Source organism: Sphingomonas sp. GW821-FHT10C01 (genome assembly GCF_059415525.1).
The window spans coordinates 70525-90952 of record NZ_JBWKNK010000005.1; the positions used below are offsets into that span (position 1 = coordinate 70525).

Below are 20428 nucleotides of genomic sequence, written 5' to 3' on the forward strand. Positions count from 1 at the left end.
CCGACATTTGATTGGCGAATCTAAACCGTAACCGCAATGACCGCTGTGGATATTGCTGGGACCGCTGGCGAGCGTTTGAGTTGTGAGAAAGCCACGCCTGATTGATAAGGCAAAGACGTCCTGGCTCTTGACCCTAAACCGAGGTTCAACCTTACATTGGGCTCGTCGCGAAAATCACCGCAGGAGGCCTGACATGCCGTTCGTAACCACCGCAGATGGAACCGAGATCTTCTACAAGGACTGGGGCCCAAAGGACGCTCAACCCATCCATTTCCATCATGGTTGGCCGCTGAGTGCCGACGACTGGGACAACCAGATGCTCTTCTTCCTGAACGAAGGCTTCCGGGTCGTCGCGCATGACCGGCGCGGGCATGGCCGATCGAGCCAGGTGAGCGATGGGCACGACATGGATCATTATGCGGCCGACGCCTCGGCGGTCGCCGAGCACTTGGACCTGAAGAACGCCATTCATATCGGCCACTCCACCGGTGGCGGCCAGGTGGCACGCTATGTCGCGCAGCATGGCCAGCCGCAGGGGCGCGTGGCGAAGGCTGTGCTCGTGAGCGCGGTCCCGCCGCTGATGGTGAAGACCGACGGCAATCCTGATGGTACGCCCGTCGAGGTGTTCGACGGGTTCCGCGCCGCCCTCGCCGCCAACCGGGCGCAGTTCTTTCTCGATGTCCCCGCGGGTCCGTTCTACGGCTATAACCGGCCGGGCGCGGCGCCTTCGCAAGGCGTGATCGAGAACTGGTGGCGTCAGGGCATGATGGGCAGCGCCAAGGCGAATTACGAAGGCATCAAGGCGTTTTCCGAAACCGACCAGACCGAGGATCTGAAGGCGATCACCGTGCCGGTGCTGGTGTTGGCGGGCGACGATGACCAAGTCGTGCCATACAAGATCGGGGCGATCATGCAGGACAAGCTGCTGCCGAACAGCACGCTGATCATCTATCCCGGCTTCTCGCACGGGATGCTGACGGTCAATCCCGACGTGATCAACGCCGACATCCTGAAGTTCATTCGCGGATAATCGCGCAGGCGAGCCCCATCCTGATAGACCGGTCGCGGAACTCCGCAAAGGGTCCGCGACCGGCTTGGCGCCGCGCTAGCCGCGCCCCAGCACTGAGGCCACCGCAAAATCGGTGACCCTGCCGAACGGCGCGCGAAGCAGATTGGCCATGTTCCAACGCCCCTGCGCGAACACGCCCTTCGCATGGCTCATCGCGCGAAAGCCCTCGATGCCGTGATAGGCGCCCATGCCGCTCGGCCCGACCCCGCCGAAAGGCAGATCGTCCTGCGCGATATGCAGCAAAGTGTTGTTGACCCCGACATTCCCGGAAGTTGTCCGCTTCAACACGGCATCCCGATCCGGGCCCTCCGGTCCGAAATAATATAGCGCAAGCGGTCGCGGGCGTGCATTCACGAAATCGATCACTTCGTCGATCGAGGCATAGGTCCGGACGGGAAGAAGCGGGCCGAAAATCTCCTCTTCCATGATCGCGCTATCGTCGGGCGCGCCGATGACCAGCGCCGGCGCAATCGTCCTCATTCGGTCAGTCGCGGTGGCTGGCTTTTGTCCCATCTCGACGATGCGGGCACCATTGTTCCGAGCGTCGTCGAGCAGGCCCTGCAATCGATCATAGTGACCGTCGTTCACGATCGAGCTGTAGTCGGCGCCGGTCGGTCCATCCGGATATGCCTTGCCTACGGTCGCATCGTAGAGTGACGTGAACGCGTCCAGATCGTCGCGGTGGAGCAGCAGATAGTCGGGGGCAATGCAGGTCTGGCCGGCGTTCGACAGTTTCCCGAAGACGATGCTCTTGACCGCCTGCGGGGTCACCGCGCCTCGTGCGATGATCGCAGGACTCTTCCCGCCCAGTTCGAGCGTGAGCGGTACCAGATTGTCGCTGGCCGCCTTCATCACCAGCCGGCCGACTTTGGTGCTGCCCGTGAACAGCAGATGGTCGAACGGCAGGCCGCTGAACGCCGCTCCCGCATCCGGCCCTCCCAGGACGACCGTCACCTCCTCCGGGGAAAACACCTCTGCAAGCATCCCCCGGATCACTTCGCTTGTGCGCGGAGTCAGTTCGGAGGGCTTCAGCATCACGCGATTGCCGGCGGCGAGGGCCGTCGCCAACGGGATCATCGTCAGCGAGAAGGGGTAGTTCCAGGGCGCCATGACCCCGACCACACCCTTGGGCTGGTATTCGACATAAGCCCGGCCAGCCTTGTAGGTCAGGGCGACATGCCGCCGCTCCGGCTTCATGAAACGCTTGGTGTGACGCAGCAGATAGTCGATCGCCTGAACCGTGACGACGATCTCCATGATCTCGGTTTCGTAGCGGGAGCGGTGTCCGAAATCGGCGCTGACCGCTTCAGCAAGCACCGCACGGTGCGCAATGATAGCGGCACGCAAGCGCCGCAACTTCATCTTGCGGTCGCGCGCGGTCGGCGCTCCGTCGCGAATGAACGCCGCGCGTTGCCCGGCGAGCACCGCCGCCATCGCTTCGGCGAAATCGCTCACACCAGTTTCCGTACTGACGGCGGTCATGTCTCGAATCCCGGGACATTGAGCCGGACCGGCATGTTGAGGACGAGTTGCGCGTCCCGGACGACGTCGAACTGCAGCATGCGGGAGGCGCCAAGGCCGTTGAGCAGGTCGCTCATCGGCCCGCCGTGGCGCATCAGCGTGACGTCGCGGGGCATGCGGCGCTGCGCGAAGGACAGCGTGTTGGATTGCACGGTCGTGCGATGCCAGTGGCCATCGACCTGATGGATCATCGTGCTGCTGCCCATGCGCGACTGTGTGGGAAACTCACGGAACGTCGGCAAAGGTGCCGCAAGGGTCAGGTCGGGCGTCCCGTCGGTGGCGGCGATGCTCGCGCGCACATCGGCGCCGATATCAACGGCAATGCCGGTCCTCCATTTGGGCAACTGATAGCCGAGCACGCCGCGCACGCGCGCGATCTCGGTGGTCACTGGCAGAGCCAGGACGTGCGCGAAGAAACTGCGCCGCCGCACCTGCCAGAGCAGTTCGGCGAGGTTTGTACTCCGCACGCCGGGACGGCGCACCACCGCCGCGATCGACACTTCGTCATAGGGATCGTTATCGCAAACCGCATAGGAGAAGAAGGTCAGCGCCACCAGGCCGTGGCCCGGCCATGCGCGCAGCGGCTCCAGCGGTTGCGGCAGCATCCCGCGAATACGATCAATCGGGGCTGCCATCAGCAACTGGATGCTGCTGCTGCGATAGTAGAAATTGGGTGCCCACACGGGACCGACGCGGGATTCGATCCGCTGCTTCGGAATGCGGCGGAACCAGCCGATATTGCCTGTCGCCGGGTCGCGCGCCACCTCATCGAGGTCGGGGTTGGACCGAAAGCGATCATAATAGCCACCTTCAGGCACCAACACCTTCTGGCCCGCAAACTCGACCTCTGAGAATTGCCCGTCCATTGTCATGGCGTCCTTGCAAATTTGAATCTGGATAGGATCAGGGGTGGGAGGCGTGTGCCCCGGCCTTCCGCTCGACGATCCATTGCCGGTAGCGCTTCGCCCATCGCTTCGCTGCCAGCTGGGCGGTAACCAGCGCCCATATCGGCGACACGTTAGGCGCGGTACGCCGGCCCTTGCTCAGCCGGGCAAGCTGGTAGCGAACCGCCGACATGTGCGCCGAGGACGCGAGCGGCTTGTTCTTCCAGGTGATGGGCTTCAGTGCTGGCGCGTCGTTACCGCCCTGGGACCAACGCTTCGGCAGGTCGGGTTGAATCGCGATAGCGGTCGCGATCCCGGCCATCGCGACACCGTTTTCGATCACGGCCTCCGCGACCGCGCGCCGACGGATGCCGCCGGTCACCATCAGCGGCATGGTCGCGACCGCCGCTATCTCGCGAGCGAATTCCAGGAAATAGGCTTCGCGTGCAAGCGTGCGTTCGTCACGCGATGCGCCCATCATCGCCGGTGCCTCGTAGCTGCCGCCGGACAGCTCGACGAGATCGACACCGAGCGGCGCCAGCATTGCCACGACCTCCCGAGCATCCTCGGGAGAGAAACCTCCACGCTGGAAATCGGCGGAGTTGAGCTTCACCGACACCGCGAACCCAGGCGAAACCTGCTTACGGATATCGCGTACGATATCGAGCAACAGACGCGCACGATTCTCGAGGCTACCGCCCCATTGGTCGGTCCGGTGATTAGCCAGCGGCGACAGGAACTGGCTGAGCAGGTAGCCGTGCGCGGCGTGAACCTCGACGCCGGTAAAACCCGCGCGCTCGGCGAGCTTCGCCGCGGTCGCAAACCGGCGCTGAACATCGGCGATTTCCGCTTCGGTCATCGCGCGCGGCATCGGGAATATCTTCGACTGTGCGCCCAGATCCATCGCGAGCGCGGACGGCGCAACGGTTTCCTGTCCCATCGATGCAGGCATCTGACGGCCAGGGTGATTGATCTGGATCCAGACCTGAGCGCCCGACGTGCGCGCCGCCTTGGCCCAGACGCGGAATCGATCGAGGTGCTGATCGTCTTCGAGCACGACGCCGGCAGGACCGGTCATCGCACGGGCATCGATCATCACATTACCGGTGATGATCAGACCGGCGCCGCCCGCACCCCAGGCGCGATACAGGCGGATCAGTTCGTCAGACGGCGCGTGATCGTCGTCCGCCATGTTCTCTTCCATGGCAGCCTTGGCGATTCGGTTCGGGATGACGGCGCCATTGGGCAGCGCCAGCGGTGAAAACAGGGACATTTTTCGACTCCGGGAAAATCAACTTGGCATGCGTGTAACCTTTGAGTTAAGTTCAAGGTCAAGAGTGAATCTATGGGATCTGAAGATGAAGATTGGCGAGCTATCCGACCGCAGCGGCCTCGCTCCGTCGCGCATCCGCTTCTACGAGAAGATCGGATTGCTGAAGGCGGTGGACCGCCGATCGAATGGTTATCGCGTCTATCCGCGAGAAGCGCTTGTCATCCTCGAGTTGATCGCGACTGCGCAATCTGCGGGATTCAGTCTCGATGAGATTCGCGTGCTGCTGCCTGGCGATTCCGAGCATTGGGATCACGACGCCTTGCTCAGCACGCTGCGACGCAAGGTCGACGATATCGGGTCGCTCGAAGCGCGGCTTGCACATAGCAAGGCGCAGCTCGTCACCGTGATCGAGGAAATTGAAGCGCGACCCGACGATATCGACTGTGCCACCAATGCGCGCCGCGTCCTGTCGAGGCTGCTGGTAAGAGAGTGATCGACGATCGGCGTAAAGAGCGCCTGCCGATCGTAGCGAAGACGTTAGGCCCGGAGCACTGCGGCGACTTTGGCGGCCGTCGCCTTCGCAGAGAAGGGATTCTGGCCGGTCAGCAGCCGCCCGTCGGTGGCGACATAGGATACGAAGGGTAGCAGCGCCTTCCGGTAATCGGCCCCGCGGCGGATCATTTCGGCTTCTGCGTTGTACGGCATGAACTTGGCGACGCCCGCCAGCACTTCCTCAGTCCACGAAAAGCCAGTGATCTGCCGGTCCGCCACCAGCAGCGATCCGTCCGACAGCCGCACGTTGAGCAGTCCGCAATAGCCGTGGCAGACGGCTGAAACCACCTTGCCCTGCTCCCAGATCGCACGCGCGATCGCCTGCAGCCCTTCGCTATCGGGAAAGTCCCACATCACGGCGTGACCGCCGGTAAAATAGATAGCGTCGAACTCGGCCGGATCGATTTCGTCGGGCCGGGCGGTCGTGGCCAGAAGGGCCATGCGCGCCGGATCTCCCAACCAGGCTCTGGCTGACATATCCAGCAGCGGCCATTTCAGCGCACGCGGCTCCAACGGCGACTGCCCGCCCTTGGGACTGACGATGCGTTGCTCGAAGCCCCGCTCGGCGAACACGTCCCAGGCGTGTGTCAATTCCGAGAGCCATAATCCGGTCGGATGGGACGGGTCGTCATAATGCGCCACGTTGCTGACGACATGGAGGATGCGCTTGGTCATCGGCCTTCCTGACAATCGCCATCGGCCCGAATGGACGATATTTGCTCAACAGCCATCATGGCATTAAACTATACTTTAAGGTCAAGCCGATCCCGTTTTGTCCAATGACTGCTTTTGGAAGCCTGCCTCAGCTGATCGAACGACCGCAATGAGGGCGCTAAGCGGGCATTAGGGCTGTGCCTCCACGCGGTAGAACATCGGATTGCGCATCCAATCGTTCACCGCAGACTCGCGCCATCCTGCGCAGCGGCTGCTGATCGCTACCTGTCTCGGGAACGTGCCGTCGTTGATCTTGCGATAGAGTGTCGAGCGGGTGAGGCCGGTTCGCTCAAGTACGGTGTTGATGCGAAGGATGCGATCAGGCGCTTCGGTCGTCATGGCATGGTCCTGCATGGCTTGCTGTGCATTGGCGCCCCGACGACAAGGATTGAGACAGTGCAGGCCCAGGACAAGGGGCAGGGGCCGTAGATTCCTCCAGGCGCTTCGAGCTGCTTCATAAACGTAGGTTCGAGGTGGCGTCTCTCGCCACAGGCGAGACCGCGTCCTATGCCGCTGCGCGGCACCGAGCACTGATCCCAGGTCTCGGCCCATCCGGGTGACGGCCGGCTGGCGCGGGTGCCGGCGCATGTGCGCCGGCCAATCGACATCGCGTGATCGCGATGGCGTTGGCGCCTCCGGCATCGGTTTGGCGGGGTGGGCGTCGCTGCCCTTTGATCCCGCCGCGGCGTGCCGCAACCCGGCGTTGCCGGGTCTTCCACTTCGTTGCAGCCCTTCGGGTGCAGCCCGCCTTCCTCGGCGGGACCCATGGGTCCGCTCCTGCCGCCCACCCCGCCATTCCGGCGCCGGGTGCGGTGATCAGGAAGGAGTGGAACGATGGAGACCGATCGCAAGAGCATCTATGCGCAGGTGACCGAGCGGGTGATTGCCGAGCTCGAGCAGGGGAGGCTGCCCTGGGTCCAGCCGTGGGACAACGCCAAATGCGGCTGCACCATGCCGCGCAACGCAGTGACCGGGCGCCGCTATTCGGGGATCAATGTGCTGATCCTGTGGGCGCAGGTTGTGGAGCAGGGCTATCGCTCGCAGCAATGGCTGACATACCGCCAGGCACAGGCCGCAGGAGGCAGCGTGCGAAGGGGCGAGAAGGGGATCGCTGTCTGCTATGCCGACCGTTTCACGCCCAAGGAGGAGGAAGCCCGCGCGCGCGACGAGGATCGCGAGGCAAGGCAGGTTGCGTTCCTCAAGCGCTTCACCGTGTTCAACATCGAGCAGTGCGAGGGGCTGGAGGCGTGCTTCACGGCTGATCCCGAGCCAGTCAGCGAAGAAGAGCTGGCCCCGATCGCGTACGAACTGATCCGCGCCAACGGGGCCACATTCCGGATCGGAGGAAGCGAGGCCTATTATTCACCTGCCAGCGATCATGTGCAGGTGCCGCCACCGCATGCCTTTGACGATCCGATCAACTGGTATCGCACTGCCTTCCATGAGCTGGGCCATTGGACCGGGCACAGGAGCCGCCTCAACCGCGATCAGCGCGGCAGCTTTGGCAGCCCGGATTACGCCCGCGAGGAACTGGTCGCCGAGATGGCGAGCGCGTTCACCTGCGCTTCGCTCGGCATCGCGCCGACCGTGCGGCATGCCGATTATGTCGGCGCATGGCTCGCGGTGCTGCGCGAGGACGAGCGCGCAATCTTCCGCGCGGCAAGCGCAGCGGGCAAGGCTGCCGACTGGCTGCTTGGCTGCGCCGATCCGCTATGAAGGGATGCGGCCGGACCGGATTGGCCTTGCCTTCCGGTTCGCGCCAGCCAAAGCTAGGAGCAATCCCATGCGAACCGACCTCGATCATCTGCCCCACGCCAAGCAGCGCGAACTGCGTGAAGTCGTGCGTATCCTGTTCGAGGAATTCGCGGAGATCACCGCGCGCACCACCGATCCCAAGCGCAAGGCCGCACGCATCCTCAAGCTCGTGTTGTTCGGTTCCTATGCGCGGGGCGACTGGGTCGATGATCCGGTCGGTGGCTATCACTCCGACTACGATATCCTCGTCGTCGTCAACGACGAGCGGCTGACCGATGTCGTCGAATATTGGGCGGCAGCCGACGACCGGCTGATGCGCGAGGTGACCATCGCCCAGGCCTTGAGCGCGCCGGTCAACTTCATCGTCCACACGCTTGCGGATGTGAACAAGCAGCTCGAGCGCGGGCGGCCATTCTTCGTCGATATTCTGCGGCAGGGCATCGCACTCTACGAGGCCGAAGGGTTCCCGTTTGTCGCACCGCAGAACTTGCCCGAGGATGACGCGCGGGCTGAGGCACAGAAGCACTTCGACTACTGGTACCCGCTTGGTGAGCACGCCATCAAACTAGCGGAAGCCAGCGTTCAGAACGAAGTCTATCGCGATGCGGCATTCATGCTGCATCAGGCGGCTGAACGGCTCTACCATTGCACGCTGCTCGTGCTGTCGCTCTACAGCCCGAAGTCGCACAAGTTGAACTTCCTCCGCTCGCGCGCTGAAGACATGGCACCAGCGTTGATTGAGGCATGGCCGCGCGACGACAAGACAACACGGCGCCGGTTCGAGCTGCTGCGCCAAGCCTATGTGAACGCGCGATACTCGCCCCACTACAAGATCACCGCCGAGGAGCTGAGCTGGCTCGCCGAGCGCATCACCGTATTGCGCAATCTCGTGCGCGCGGTCTGTGAGGAACGGCTCGCGCCGCGCGACTGACGCGCGGCGCTCGCACCTTTTCTAAGTCGCCTTGTGCGGTTGCTTTTCTTCGAGCGCGCTGGCGATCATCGCGGCCAGCGCTTCCTCGGCCCGCTCGCGTACCAGTGCGTCCTTGGAGAGGAGGTCCTGCCGGACCCATATCGGCGCCTTGGCAACGACAGCATGAACGATATCGAGAAGCTCGGTACTCATCATCTGCCCAGCCTATGCGCCGCTTGGGTCAGCCCGGCAATATCAGCCTTTCTTGGCGCGCCCGCGCGGGGCAGGAGCGCTCGTCGTCGCGGCCTTCGGCTGGCCACCGCGACCCTTGCTGCCAAGCCCGATCTTCTTCGCCATTTCGCGCCGCTGCGCTGAGTAATTCTCGGCGACCATCGGATAATCGGGCTTGAGATTATAGCGCGCGCGATATTCTTCGGGCGTCAGGCCGTGCGTCGAAAGATGACGACGCAGCGTACGATAGGGTTTGCCGTCGATCAGCGAGATAATGTGGTCCTTCGAGCCCAGCGACTTGCGCACGGACACTGCGGGCGTGAATTCAGCTGAAGGCGCTTCTTCAGCAACAGCTTCGCTCGACGTGCCGCTCGACAGTTCAGTTAGCGTCGCGTGCATCGTGCGCAGAAACGCCGGGACTTCGTCGGCGACAACGCGGTTGTTCTGATTGCCGAGCCAGGCAATCGTCAGTTCAGTGGCAAGCTCGACGGGATTGAGCGTCGTTTCGTCGGACAATGATATTCTCCAGCAGCGTGAATTCGCGGGGATAGCCGCAAGCATCTTGCGGATCCTTTATATCCATAGTGGATCAATTGTTGCTGTCGACCCGCGTGCCCTTGCTCAATCGCTCGCCGCCTCGTCGAACGCGCGTTTGCCGCGGCGGCGCCAAAGTACAAGCGCCTCATCGCGCTGTTCGCTGCGCAGCGTCGCAGCGCCAGCGACAAGCAGCCCGAAGATCACCGCGCGATCGTCATCGGTCAGCTCGACGAGGCCTGCCTTGGCGACGAGACCGCCGAGCTCGATGAGTTGGCGCGTGCGTTCGCGGCGTTTCACCGCCCAGACGCGTGTGTCATGCCGCGCCCGGCTTAACTGAAGCCGGTTGCGCGCACTCGTCGCGCGGCGCAGCGCCGCGCGCGTGGCCACGAGCGCTGTCGCCATTGCCGCGCGTTCCTTGAAAGAAGGCGGCGCCGCGCTTGCGCCAGTTCTCCCGCGTCACAAGGTCATTGTTCGCCGCTGCGCCGAGCAGCGCGCCGGCGAGCTGGTCGAGCGGCAGCGCATCGGCGCCGCACGCGATCACCAACTCGCCGAGCTGCTGGAGCTTGCGGGCCTTGAGACGCTTGGCCTTGTCATCGAGTGCCTTGAGCTCGGCATCATAGTCGCGGGGTTTGCGCATGGATGTGTCCTTCATTGTGCAATGAGGACGGTCCAGTTATCGGTGCGCTCGATCAGCGTAAATCCCTTGAAACGCATTGGGATTCGCCGGTCCCGAGGAAGATGAATTCTTTCGAGGGCGCGCTTATACGTCGTGCCGACGTGGCTTGCGAAGTGTAGATGGTGTGGTCGCCATGGCGATCTACCACTTCTCCGCCAAGATCATTTCCCGCGCCAACGGATCGTCAGCGCTGGCGTCCGCTGCCTATCGCTCAGCATCGCGGCTCTATGACGAGCGGCTCGATCGCCATCACGACTTCTCGAACAAGGCCGGCGTCGGCCACTCTGAAGTGATGCTGCCAGACGGCGCGCCGGAGCACCTCTCCGATCGCGCGAAACTCTGGAACGCGGTCGAGGCTGCCGAGAAACGGATCGACTCGCAGCTGGCGCGCGAGGTCGAGTTCGCGATCCCGCGCGAGCTATCCGAGAAACAAGGGATTGAACTCGCCCGCGAGTTTGTTCGGCACGAGTTCGTCGAGCGCGGCATGATCGCCGATCTCAATGTGCATTGGGATGTCGGCGCCGATGGTCTGACCAAGCCGCACGCGCATGTGATGCTGACGCTCCGGGAAGTCGGTGAGGACGGGTTCGGCAAGAAGAACCGCGACTGGAACCGCACTGACCTGCTGGAGAAATGGCGCGAGCGTTGGGCCGAGCACGTCAACCAACGTCTCGTTGAACTCGATATCGATGCGCGCATCGATCACCGCTCGCTTGAAGCCCAAGGGATCGATCTCGAGCCGCAGCACAAGATTGGCCCGGCCGCTTCGCGCATGGCGGCGCAGGGCCTGGCGTCGGAGCGGCTCGAAGAGCATCACGCCATCGCACGCGCCAATGGCGAGAAGCTGCTGGCAAACCCGGCTTTGGCGATTGACGCGATCACCCACAGCCAGGCGACCTTCACCACTCGCGATCTGGCGATGTTTGTGCACCGCCACAGCGAAGGGAAGGAGCAGTTCGATCGCATCATGGCGGCGGTGAAAGCCGCGCCCGAGTTGGTGGCACTCGGCAAGGACGGACGCGGCGAGCAACGCTTCACCTCGCACGAGATGCTTCAGATCGAACTTCGGCTTGAGCAGGAGACCGACCGCGTTGCCGGACGGATCGAGCACAGTCTGCCGGCGCCGGCGAGCGATCGGATATTGGCCAAGGCCGCGCGTGACGGGCTGATTCTGGGACCGGAGCAGGAGGGCGCGCTTCGCCATGTCGTGCAGGGGCGCGATCTCGGGATCATCATCGGCTATGCCGGTACCGGCAAATCGACCACATTGGGCCTGGCACGCGAAGCGTGGGAACACGCGGGTTACCGCGTCCATGGCGCGGCGCTGTCGGGCATTGCCGCTGAGAATCTGGAGAAGGGTTCCGGCATTGCCTCACGGACGCTGGCGAGCCTTGAGCATCAATGGGGACAGGATCGCGAGCTGCTGACCAATCGCGATGTGCTGGTGATCGATGAAGCAGGGATGATCGGCACCCGGCAGATGGAACGGATTGTCCGGGAGGTCGAGAAGCGCGGCGCCAAGCTCGTGCTGGTTGGCGATCCTGAGCAGCTTCAGGCGATCGAGGCCGGCGCAGCGTTCCGATCAATCACCGAGCGCTATGGTCATGTCGAAGTTACCGACATCCGCCGCCAACGCGAGGACTGGCAGCGTAATGCGACCCGCCAGCTCGCGACTGGCCGAACGGCAGAAGCGCTCGCGGTGTATGAAGAACGCGGGCGCATTCACGCAGCCGACACGCGCGATCAGGCGAGAGGCGAACTGATCGAGCATTGGGATCGGGATCGCACCGCCTCGCCGGGCTCCACCCGGATCATCCTGACGCACACCAATGACGAGGTTCGCGCGCTCAACATCGCGGCACGCGAGCGGCTGCGTTCAGGCGGCGAGCTTGGCGAGGATGTCGCGGTTCGTACCGAGCGCGGTGCGCGGGTGTTCGCCACCGGTGACCGTGTGATGTTCCTGCGTAACGAGCGCAGTCTGGGCGTGAAGAACGGCTCGCTCGGTCGTGTCGACAATATCAACGCCGCGCGAATGGCAGTGATGCTCGACGATGGGCGCGCGGTTGCGTTCGACATCAAGAACTATACTCACATCGATCACGGCTATGCTGCAACCGTGCACAAGGCGCAGGGCATGACCGTTGATCGTGTGCATGTGCTGGCAACGCCGGGACTCGATCGGCACGCCGCCTATGTCGCGCTGTCGCGGCAGCGCGAGGCCGTTGATCTTCACTATGGCCGCGACGATTTCGCCGATGAGGCGAGGCTAGTACGCACCTTGGCGCGCGAGCGCGGCAAGGACATGGTGAGAGGCCATGTCCGGCCGAGACCTGTTCAACTCGAGCTTGGCTTGAATGACCGGCGTCCTGAGACGAAGAAGCCGGAACGCGTCAGGGCGGAAGACCAGCTGCCGGCGGCGGTTATGCGCCATGCGCGGATCGTTCGCGAGATACGGTTCTCATACTCAATCGGCGAACCATATACCCCAGTGCAACGGGCCGAGCTGAACGGTAGCCGCAATGCGCTGGACGCGATCCGCCCGAACGCGCGGATCGATCTTGAGGCGGCAATGTCGGTCGATCACAAGCTGATCGAGGAGGCTGCAGCAGGGAACTCCGGTAACGCGATCAAAGCGATGCAGCATGAAGCCAGGCAACGTGTGGATCCGCAGCTCCGCGCCGACACGTTCGTGCGACGCTGGCAGGCACTTGACCAGTTGCGGCGCTCGCTGCTGCTCGATCATGAGACTTCGCGCGCTCGAGGCGTTGCCGACACTATGATCGGTATGGCGAAGTCGCTTGAGCGCGATCCTCAGATGGAGTCGATCCTTCGCAACCGACGCGTGGAGCTCAAGCTTCCGGAAATGCCAGGGCGCAGCCTCGGCCAGAGTCTTGCGGCCATGGTAGAGATGGGTCGGAGGAGGGGGCTCAATATTGGCATATAGCGGCAGCTATGCGCCTTCATTCCAGTCGTTCGAGGACCCGGTGGGCGATCCCGAACCCGCCGTTCGTTCAGACTACGATCTGGCGGCCGCTATTGGGTGGTAAGCCGTCTGGCCGTTTGTGCGAGCTGTCGGGTCAAAGCTGGCTTCGCGGCGTGACGATTGCGATCAGTGATGCCAATGAGGTGTCATGGACGATTTTTTCAGAACCGTGCCCGTCCGAGCCAAGATCATCGGATGGGCTATTCTGATGGGCCCGATCATCCTGCTGGTCATTCTAGGCGCTCTTTTTCTTCGGCGTGATCCTATCGACCCGCGTACCGTGTGGGGATGCTATCATCTTGAAGGAGCTCCGCCGCTATCGATAAGACCTGATCGCATCAACATTTTGGACGGAACCGGCCGTTCGTTCAGCTACGTGGCTGAGCCCAACAAGGAGGGCTATCAACTTTCGGTGCACCCGGCACTTCGATTGGAGCCAACAGCCGGCGGTCGATATTACTTCAAGGAAGCGCGCGGCATTGGCTATTTTTGGCCGTTGCTCACAGCATATTCGGATAATCCGAGCGAGTTGCGCACGCCCGACCGCTTTGGCGGTAGGATCAGCGTCGCATCGGATGGGACGTCCGCCGTTTACGTCCGAACTGCCGACAACACGCGCTGCCGCTGAACGACTGCTATTGGGTCGCCTCCCGCCCGACGGCTTCTAGCTGGCCAATGCGCATGCCGGCGTTTTGCTCGATGGCCAACAAGGCCGTGGAGATGAACGATGGGACACTCGCAATATGACCCTGCCGCGCAGCACCGACCGGCATGGAACGCCGGTAAGACGGTCGGCACAAAGCGGCCCCTGACGCAGAAGCAGATCTGGGCTGTACGCTTCTTCCTAGTTCGAGAAGGCCGCCTTCGCGACAGGGCACTGTTCGATCTGGCGATCGACAGCAAGTTACGGGGCTGCGACCTGGTGAAGATCAAGATCGGCGATATCGTTTCCGGAGCTGACATCCGGACCAGAGCTATCGTGATCCAGCAGAAAACGGGGAAGCCGGTGCAGTTCGAGCTCACAGCTGATGTCAGGGCGAGCCTGCTCGTTTGGCTCGAGCGTCGAGGCGGGGCCGTCCACGACTATGCTTTTCCGAGCCGTGTGGATCATGCAGGCCATCTCAGCACGCGCCAGTATGCCAGGCTCGTGGACGAGTGGGTCGATGCCGTCGGACTTCGCCGCACCGAGTATGGCACGCATTCGCTTCGGCGTACCAAAGCGTCGATGATCTACAAGGCCACGGGCAATCTTCGCGCAATCCAGATCCTCCTAGGCCATACAAAGATCGAGAATACGGTTCGATATCTCGGCGTCGACATTGAGGATGCCCTAATCCTTGCAGAGCGGACAGAGATTTGACCGCAGGGGCGGCCCGTCTCGGTTGCAGATGGGCCACTCCAATGCCGGGCAGCTATGCGCCCCAATTCCGGTCGTTCGGCCCACCGCGCGGCGCTCCCGAAAGCTGCCATTCATTGGACCAGCGTCCCCGACGGCAGCTATTGGGTGGGAAGCCGCCCTACTTTAGGGCTGAGATCCAACGATCTTGCAATCATCCAACGAGCGAGATGTTCGCGTGGTGCCACGCTGCATATAGAGGATGCGCAAAAGACAAAACGTCTGGCATGCTTCGTAGAGGATGTGTCGTCTCGACATTTTCCGGACGATTTTATCGACAAATCCATCACGCAACAGAAGCGGGGGTACCAGTGTCTGACGAACATGATTGGCCCTTCGACGGCGACGACATCCCCGACGAACCCTACGCCGATCCGGCCATACGGTCTGGATATCAAAACGCCCTAGGTCGCTTCATCATGGCGCACAACGAGGTCGATTTTTGGATGTCGGCCATTCTCGAAAAAGCGGTGCAGATTGTCGCACCGGACGGCTCGCTAAATTATCTGGCGCTCGGTGACTTCTCCGCAAGGGCAACGAACCTCGCACTACTCATGCGGGTCGCTCCGCATCTTTGTCTTGGCGGAGTGGGCAACGGGAGACTGCCCGAACTGAACGGGGTGCGGAATGCGCTTGCTCACGGCCATTTTGATCAAGACCGCTACAGCGGCACGTTTGAAATCGTGAACCGCAAGCATAAGAGCTTTCAGGTGAAGCGACTTAAGAACCTGAACGAGGTGAGCATCAATGCAGCGGCGGCGGAGCTTGAAGGGATCGCGAGCCATATGGAGGGAGTGCATGCCTTCATGGATGTACCGCTAGGCGCTGAGTATTTCCAAGACATGCCGGTGATTTCGAAGAGCATTGAGCTATGGGAACTGATGGCGGCCGAGGACGCCAAGAAAACCGCCGAGGCTGGCGAACAAACGCCCGGCGTCGCTGTACCGGGCAATGCCGCTCCCAATCAATAACGGACGGTTTCGGGTGAGGCGAAAGCTGGTCTTAACGACTGCCTTGGGTCGCTAGCGGCCGTTCGATTTCCGGCTCACCGGCCCGACGGCTACGCGCCCTCCATATCGACCATTCCCGCCCACCAGGCGAACGCCCGAAAGCGGACGAAGGTACCGATCGACTTTGACGGCCAAACTTGGGACGCTGCGGAACGGCAAGTTGTAGGACTAGCTTGAGGATAGCTGCCCTCAATGCGGTCTCCGATGGCAGCATGCCTCATATGTTGCTGCCAAATATTAGGGCGCTAGTGAAATTTCCTGATCGCGGAAGAAGCGCTACATCGCACGGACAAGTTTCGTTAGCATTTCGCTTTCATGCCATTGTTCATTCGTCCGCAACAGCATCCGATAGACAACCATGCCGGGCAGATTTGCAAACGGCACCTTCTCTAACGCAGCCTTGATAAATATCGATTCTTTACAACGCTATTTATAAAATTATTCAAACCTTCACCGGCCCTCGCAAGGGCTGCCATTTGATCAAAGTTTGCTGAGCCGACTGTGGCAGATGTATACCGGTAAACTGCTCCAGTTTTGAATTGAATGTCGATTTGACCTTCAGAAATCTCAAAGGCTCGAACACCTGAATCATTATCCCAATCTCGATAAGTTTCCATAAATCACCTACATTTCAATTGCGTACTAATTTACGCATAATGAATAGTCAGCCTGCCCGAGCCTCGATCTGGCTGCCATTTTCACCCTTGTGCACGGAGAAGCCATTTGGAACTGCCTGTTGCACCAAGGGCACGTGTGAAATCAGGCCCACGGCACGCTGCTCACCAACGATATTCTGAAGCACCTGCAGGACCCGATCGAGCGTGCCGGCGTCGTTATCCGTATCGAGGCTTCCGAAGCCTTCATCGATGAAAATGGTGTCGAGCTTGATCGCGCCATTGGTCATTTCCACGATGTCGGACAGGCCCAGTGCCAGGGCCAAAGCTGCGATGAAGGTCTCGCCGCCCGAAAGCGTGATGATCTCGCGGGCGCGGCCGGTCTCGATGTCGTGAACGCGAACGTCCAGCCCACGCTTTGAGCGTCCTCCGATGCTCTCGGTGTCGCGCTCGAACCGATATCGGCCGCTAGTCATGGGATCAAGCCGGAGGTTCGCTGCTTCGAGAACCCGATCGAACATCGCACCGATGGCGAATGTCTCGAGACTGGTCCGCATCTCATTCTGGCCGTCGAAGGCTTCGGCGATACCGCGCAGCGCCCTTGAGGACTGTTCAAGAGTCCGAAGGTTCTCAAGTTGGTCAGCCAAGCTGGCTTGTAGGTCGACAAGTGATTGGTGACGCTGCTGGGCGGTGGCGCTCTGCTTTACCGCATCGTCTGCCACCGCCTGTGCTTGAACGCAGCTTAGACGGTAGGGCTCCAAGCTTTGGCGCTGCGCGTTATTCACGGCGTTTTTTGCGATCGTGTCGCGCGCGCGGGCTTCAGCAAGAGCGGTTTCAAAGCCTGCGATTGCTTTCTCCAGTTCCGCGATCGCAGCAATATCGGTGATTGCGGTGCGATAGTCTGCCTCGACCATTCCAAGCTGGACAAGACGGGCTTCGAATGCGGCCTGCTTCGCGGCGAGGTCTTTCTCGCTTTCGCTGACCGTGGTGGCGGCGTTCTGGAGTTCGGCTGCGGCCTTGATGGCAAGGGCATCAAACTCGCGCTGCTTCGCGTCGGCATCGGCAAGTGCCTGTTTGCGGCCGCTCAAGTTTGCGGTGGCGGCATCGATTGCGGTTTGCAGACCGTCTTGCTGGCGCAGGTTTTCGGGGACCGATGCAATCTTCTCGTCGTAGGCTTGGCGGGCGAGTGCCTCTGCAGTCGTTGCCTTGCCCAGCGCGTCGCGAGCCATCTGGAGGACCTCTGTCGCTACCAGATTGCGCTTGCGTGCGTCATCCAGTTCTTGGGTGAGAAGGCCGATGTCTACGTGCGCGCCCAAAGAGTCGATCTGGGCAAGGATGAGCTGCAATTCGCCATCGATTTCGATCACGCCGCGCTTCGGTTGCGACAGTCCGTCCAGGGCTGCACGGTTTGCTTCGAGAATAGCATGGGCCGAACTGGCGGCTGCCTGGGCCTCGCGGTCAACCTTGGATGCGGCAAGTGCCGCGCCTTGAGCGTCGCGCCAAGCCTTTTCGAGTGCACCCGCATCTCCTGAACCATGCGCTGGTTCGGGGTGGTTGCTGGCGCCGCAAACCGGGCAGGGGTGCCCATCCTGCAATCGCTGGGCAAGGACGCTGGCCTGGGCTGAAATGAAAGCGCGCTCGTGCGTCTCGGCCACACCGACTGCCTCGGCATGGCGGGCCTGCACGTCGCGGGCGATTGCCGATGCTTTCTTGTAGGCGTCTTGCGACAAGCCCACAGCCTGCGTGGCCTTTGCGAAGGCCTGCGCTGCATCGAGCTCGCCCTTCAAACCGTCGCGTGCTCCATTCAGCTTCTGCCGCTCAAGAGCATTCGATTGGGCTGCCGCGAGCGCAGTCTCCTTCTCTTCGCAGAGATCAGCCGCCCCAGTCTCGGTGTCGGTTGCTTGGGAATGAGCCTGCTTTGCGCGCTCCAGCACCACCTCAGCGGTTTCAAGGTCAGTTAGACGCTCGGCGGCATCCACCAGAACTTGCTTGTGGCGGTTCAGCTGGTCGATCTTGCGCGCGAGGTCTTCGATCTCATGTTCGCGGGAGCGAAGATCGAGCAGCGTCGCACTCGCCGCCGAAAGAGCATCGCTTGCTTTTCTGGCTGCAATTTCAGCGTTGGCGTGTGCTTCAATCGTTGCGCTGTAGCGCCTCTGGGCATCGGCAACGCTGGTGTCGAGATCCGACATGCGCCGCGCCAGCTCCGCCCTGGATTTGCGTGTTCGCATCGCCTGGAAAGTCTGGCCCTGCCCTTCGAGCTGCTTGAGTGCAGCGCATGCAGCCTCGACCTCGACAAACCGCTTTTCCTGCTCTTCGGCGGCCGCGTAGGCCTTGTTGGCGACTGCGAGCACAGTCGTCGTCTCGGAAACCGCCAGTTGGGCAAACTCATATCGCTCAAGTGCCAAGGCAATGCCGTCATTGAGCTCGTCCGAGCTGTTAAAACCCTCCGTCTGAAGGCGATTTCCGTGCAGGCGATAGCCGTCTTCGATCTCCCGCCTGATGTTTGCAGCATCGGCTTTCAGCTTTTCGGTGAGCTGGCGGTACAGGGAGACGTCGAACAGCTCTCGTAAGATTTCGAGCCGGTCTTTGCTGTTCGACACCAAGAAGCGCTCGAACCTGCCTTGCGGCAACAGGACGATCTGGCGGAACTGCTGCGCGCCATAGCCGAGAAGCTCTTCAATATGTCGCAGGACCGCGCTGACCTTCCGTTCTGCCAGCGGAGTCCCGCAGCAGTCCGGGCTGACATCATCGATCGCTACTTCCGATACATCGAAGAGCCAGGCAGCATGTGACTGCATCGTGCGGCCTTCGCCCCGCGCTTTGGGCCGTGCCTGGTCAGGCTGCCGCCTGACATAGTAGCGCTTTGCGCTAAGCTCGAACTGCAGGCTGACCTCAGTGAGGAGATCCTCAGGTGCAAAATCAGACCGCATGGTCCCGATGCCCTGTTCCTCCTTGGCTCCCTCGCCAAACAGGGCAAATGAGATTGCGCTGAAGATCGATGACTTGCCTGATCCTGTGGGGCCGTAAATCCCGAAGAGGCCAGCGTTCGTCGCTTCGCGAAAATCAATCGTCTCAGCACCGCCATAGGGACCGAAAGCGCTGAGAGTGAGCTTGATGGGTCTCATGCGCCTTCCTCCATGATCGCAAAGGATCGCAAAGCGGACGCCACAATCTGCTCCTCTGCCTCGGAAAGCGGCTCACTGCGGATAAACTCGAGGAATGCAGACGACAGCGTCTGCGGGTCATCGATCGCAGCGCGCTTGTCCTCGAGGCCCTGCGCAATGGGGCGCTCGTTGCGCTCGTAGGAGAGCTGAGCGGCATTGGGATAGAAAGCTCTGATCCTCTTCATCGGATCGATTTGCGGGGTGTCGTCCGTGAGCACTACGCGGACGATGTCGTTGGACACTTCCGTGGCGGCGAGCAGCTCGAGCAGCTTGCCCCGAATGGTTCTGACCTGACGCAGCGGCCGCAGCGGAACTTCGGTCACTGCTGCAGTGCCGTCGGCCGCAAGATCGATCAGGCTGACGGATTTCTGCTGACCCTCCTCATCGAAGCCGAATGCCAAAGGCGCGCCCGAATAACGGATGTGATCCAGTCCGACCGGTTGCGGGCGGTGAAGGTGCCCAAGGGCCACATAGTGCGCCCCGTCGAAGGCCGCAGCCGACACCGTCTCGATCCCGCCCACCATGCGTGTGAGCGGACGCTCGCTTTCGCTGGTCGCGGCGCCGTCGACAAAGGCGTGCGCGACGACAACCCACCGCATCCCCTCGGCCACGTGCCTGCGAGCGCTGGCAAGCTGGGCCCGGATCACATCCGCAGGGCAGGCGATGGCGTCGTCTTCGAAGCACAGACGTGCGGCATATTCGAAGGCAAAGGGCAGGGCGGAGATAGCCACCGGGCCATGGTCGTCGGAAATGACGAGCGGCCGCTCATCTTCATCCAGTGGTCCGCGCACAATCGCCGCGCCGCCATCTGCAAGAACGCCCATCGCACCGATCTGCGCGGCGGAATCGTGGTTGCCGGCGATCATAACGATTGCTGCATTGGATGCTGCCCGCACGGTCGTGAGGAACTGCGAGAGGCGGCTGATCGCGCTTTGGGGCGGGTTCGCCCGGTCAAATATGTCGCCGGCGATGATCACGACGTCGGGACGCTCGTCATCGATCACCGCGAGGATCTGGACGAGGATGTGCTCGTGGTCATCATCGAGGGACAGGCCATGGAATTGTCGGCCCAGATGCCAATCGCTGGTGTGCAAGATGCGCATTAGTCTGTCCTCGAATCCAAGGTACGTATAAATTTT

19 protein-coding genes are annotated in these 20428 nt (G+C 61.8%); 8 read left to right on the plus strand and 11 right to left on the minus strand.

The features are described from left to right. Nucleotides 1-193: 193 nt before the first annotated feature. Nucleotides 194-1030 (plus strand): alpha/beta fold hydrolase, encoded by an 837-nt coding sequence (locus AC07M1_RS17770; RefSeq protein WP_495163970.1) that lies wholly within the window; start codon nucleotides 194-196, stop codon nucleotides 1028-1030. Between the two features lie 75 nt (nucleotides 1031-1105). Here AC07M1_RS17770 and AC07M1_RS17775 read toward each other — a convergent pair whose 3' ends face one another. Genes AC07M1_RS17775 through AC07M1_RS17785 form a run of 3 tightly spaced genes read right to left on the minus strand, consistent with a single transcriptional unit; the run spans nucleotide 1106 to nucleotide 4747 of the window. Continuing rightward, nucleotides 1106-2524, minus strand: coding sequence for a coniferyl aldehyde dehydrogenase (locus AC07M1_RS17775; RefSeq protein WP_495163971.1), 1419 nt, complete (start codon nucleotides 2522-2524; stop codon nucleotides 1106-1108). 23 nt (nucleotides 2525-2547) lie between these two features. Beyond that, nucleotides 2548-3456, minus strand: coding sequence for a hypothetical protein (locus tag AC07M1_RS17780; RefSeq protein WP_495163972.1), 909 nt, complete (start codon nucleotides 3454-3456; stop codon nucleotides 2548-2550). A 37-nt stretch (nucleotides 3457-3493) separates the two neighbouring features. Further along, on the minus strand, nucleotides 3494-4747 hold the full coding sequence (locus AC07M1_RS17785; RefSeq protein WP_495163973.1) for an NADH:flavin oxidoreductase/NADH oxidase family protein: 1254 nt from the start codon (nucleotides 4745-4747) through the stop codon (nucleotides 3494-3496). Between the two features lie 85 nt (nucleotides 4748-4832). On the opposite strand from AC07M1_RS17785, the gene AC07M1_RS17790 reads away from it, so the two are divergent. After that, a complete protein-coding gene (locus AC07M1_RS17790) occupies nucleotides 4833-5240 on the plus strand; it encodes a MerR family transcriptional regulator (protein WP_495163974.1) in 408 nt (135 codons plus the stop codon). 44 nt (nucleotides 5241-5284) lie between these two features. On the opposite strand, the gene AC07M1_RS17795 is transcribed toward AC07M1_RS17790, so the two are convergent. Then, the gene (locus AC07M1_RS17795; RefSeq protein WP_495163975.1) at nucleotides 5285-5974 is read right to left on the minus strand and encodes a type 1 glutamine amidotransferase domain-containing protein; all 690 of its coding nucleotides are present in this window, start codon (nucleotides 5972-5974) and stop codon (nucleotides 5285-5287) included. 168 nt (nucleotides 5975-6142) lie between these two features. Further along, entirely contained in the window at nucleotides 6143-6352 is a 210-nt protein-coding gene (locus AC07M1_RS17800; protein ID WP_495163976.1) for a helix-turn-helix transcriptional regulator, read from the minus strand. A 495-nt stretch (nucleotides 6353-6847) separates the two neighbouring features. Here AC07M1_RS17800 and AC07M1_RS17805 point away from each other — a divergent pair, with 495 nt between their 5' ends. Together AC07M1_RS17805 and AC07M1_RS17810 are read left to right on the plus strand one after the other, a co-directional pair. Beyond that, a complete protein-coding gene (locus AC07M1_RS17805; protein ID WP_495163977.1) occupies nucleotides 6848-7729 on the plus strand; it encodes an ArdC family protein in 882 nt (293 codons plus the stop codon). A gap of 67 nt (nucleotides 7730-7796) precedes the next feature. Next, on the plus strand, nucleotides 7797-8699 hold the full coding sequence (locus AC07M1_RS17810) for a HEPN domain-containing protein (protein WP_495163978.1): 903 nt from the start codon (nucleotides 7797-7799) through the stop codon (nucleotides 8697-8699). 21 nt (nucleotides 8700-8720) lie between these two features. On the opposite strand, the gene AC07M1_RS17815 is transcribed toward AC07M1_RS17810, so the two are convergent. From AC07M1_RS17815 to AC07M1_RS17830, 4 genes are all read right to left on the minus strand, one after another. Beyond that, entirely contained in the window at nucleotides 8721-8891 is a 171-nt protein-coding gene (locus AC07M1_RS17815; protein ID WP_495163979.1) for a DUF6771 family protein, read from the minus strand. 42 nt (nucleotides 8892-8933) lie between these two features. Continuing rightward, nucleotides 8934-9425 (minus strand): Ros/MucR family transcriptional regulator, encoded by a 492-nt coding sequence (locus AC07M1_RS17820; RefSeq protein ID WP_495163980.1) that lies wholly within the window; start codon nucleotides 9423-9425, stop codon nucleotides 8934-8936. A 105-nt stretch (nucleotides 9426-9530) separates the two neighbouring features. Continuing rightward, a complete protein-coding gene (locus AC07M1_RS17825; protein WP_495163981.1) occupies nucleotides 9531-9743 on the minus strand; it encodes a conjugal transfer protein TraD in 213 nt (70 codons plus the stop codon). Nucleotides 9744-9759: 16 nt separating this feature from the next. Continuing rightward, on the minus strand, nucleotides 9760-10083 hold the full coding sequence (locus AC07M1_RS17830) for a conjugal transfer protein TraD (protein WP_495163982.1): 324 nt from the start codon (nucleotides 10081-10083) through the stop codon (nucleotides 9760-9762). Nucleotides 10084-10255: 172 nt separating this feature from the next. Between AC07M1_RS17830 and traA the strand changes: the two genes are divergently transcribed. The 4 genes from traA (at nucleotide 10256) to AC07M1_RS17850 (ending at nucleotide 15472) form a co-directional block, all read left to right on the plus strand. After that, nucleotides 10256-13066 (plus strand): Ti-type conjugative transfer relaxase TraA, encoded by a 2811-nt coding sequence (gene traA / locus AC07M1_RS17835; RefSeq protein WP_495163983.1) that lies wholly within the window; start codon nucleotides 10256-10258, stop codon nucleotides 13064-13066. A gap of 187 nt (nucleotides 13067-13253) precedes the next feature. Then, nucleotides 13254-13733: a hypothetical protein gene (locus tag AC07M1_RS17840; RefSeq protein WP_495163984.1), complete on the plus strand. Its 480-nt coding sequence runs from the start codon at nucleotides 13254-13256 to the stop codon at nucleotides 13731-13733. A 99-nt stretch (nucleotides 13734-13832) separates the two neighbouring features. Next, nucleotides 13833-14465 carry a tyrosine-type recombinase/integrase gene (locus AC07M1_RS17845; RefSeq protein WP_495163985.1) on the plus strand — a complete coding sequence of 211 codons (633 nt, stop codon included), beginning with the start codon at nucleotides 13833-13835 and terminating at the stop codon, nucleotides 14463-14465. 347 nt (nucleotides 14466-14812) lie between these two features. Further along, entirely contained in the window at nucleotides 14813-15472 is a 660-nt protein-coding gene (locus tag AC07M1_RS17850; RefSeq protein ID WP_495163986.1) for a hypothetical protein, read from the plus strand. A 703-nt stretch (nucleotides 15473-16175) separates the two neighbouring features. On the opposite strand, the gene AC07M1_RS17855 is transcribed toward AC07M1_RS17850, so the two are convergent. Together AC07M1_RS17855 and AC07M1_RS17860 are read right to left on the minus strand one after the other, a co-directional pair. Beyond that, nucleotides 16176-19250 carry an AAA family ATPase gene (locus AC07M1_RS17855; RefSeq protein ID WP_495163987.1) on the minus strand — a complete coding sequence of 1025 codons (3075 nt, stop codon included), beginning with the start codon at nucleotides 19248-19250 and terminating at the stop codon, nucleotides 16176-16178. Continuing rightward, nucleotides 19247-20392, minus strand: a complete 1146-nt coding sequence (locus AC07M1_RS17860) for an exonuclease SbcCD subunit D (RefSeq protein ID WP_495163988.1) — start codon at nucleotides 20390-20392, stop codon at nucleotides 19247-19249. Before AC07M1_RS17860 ends, AC07M1_RS17855 begins: the two co-directional genes overlap by 4 nt. Nucleotides 20393-20428: the final 36 nt, after the last annotated feature.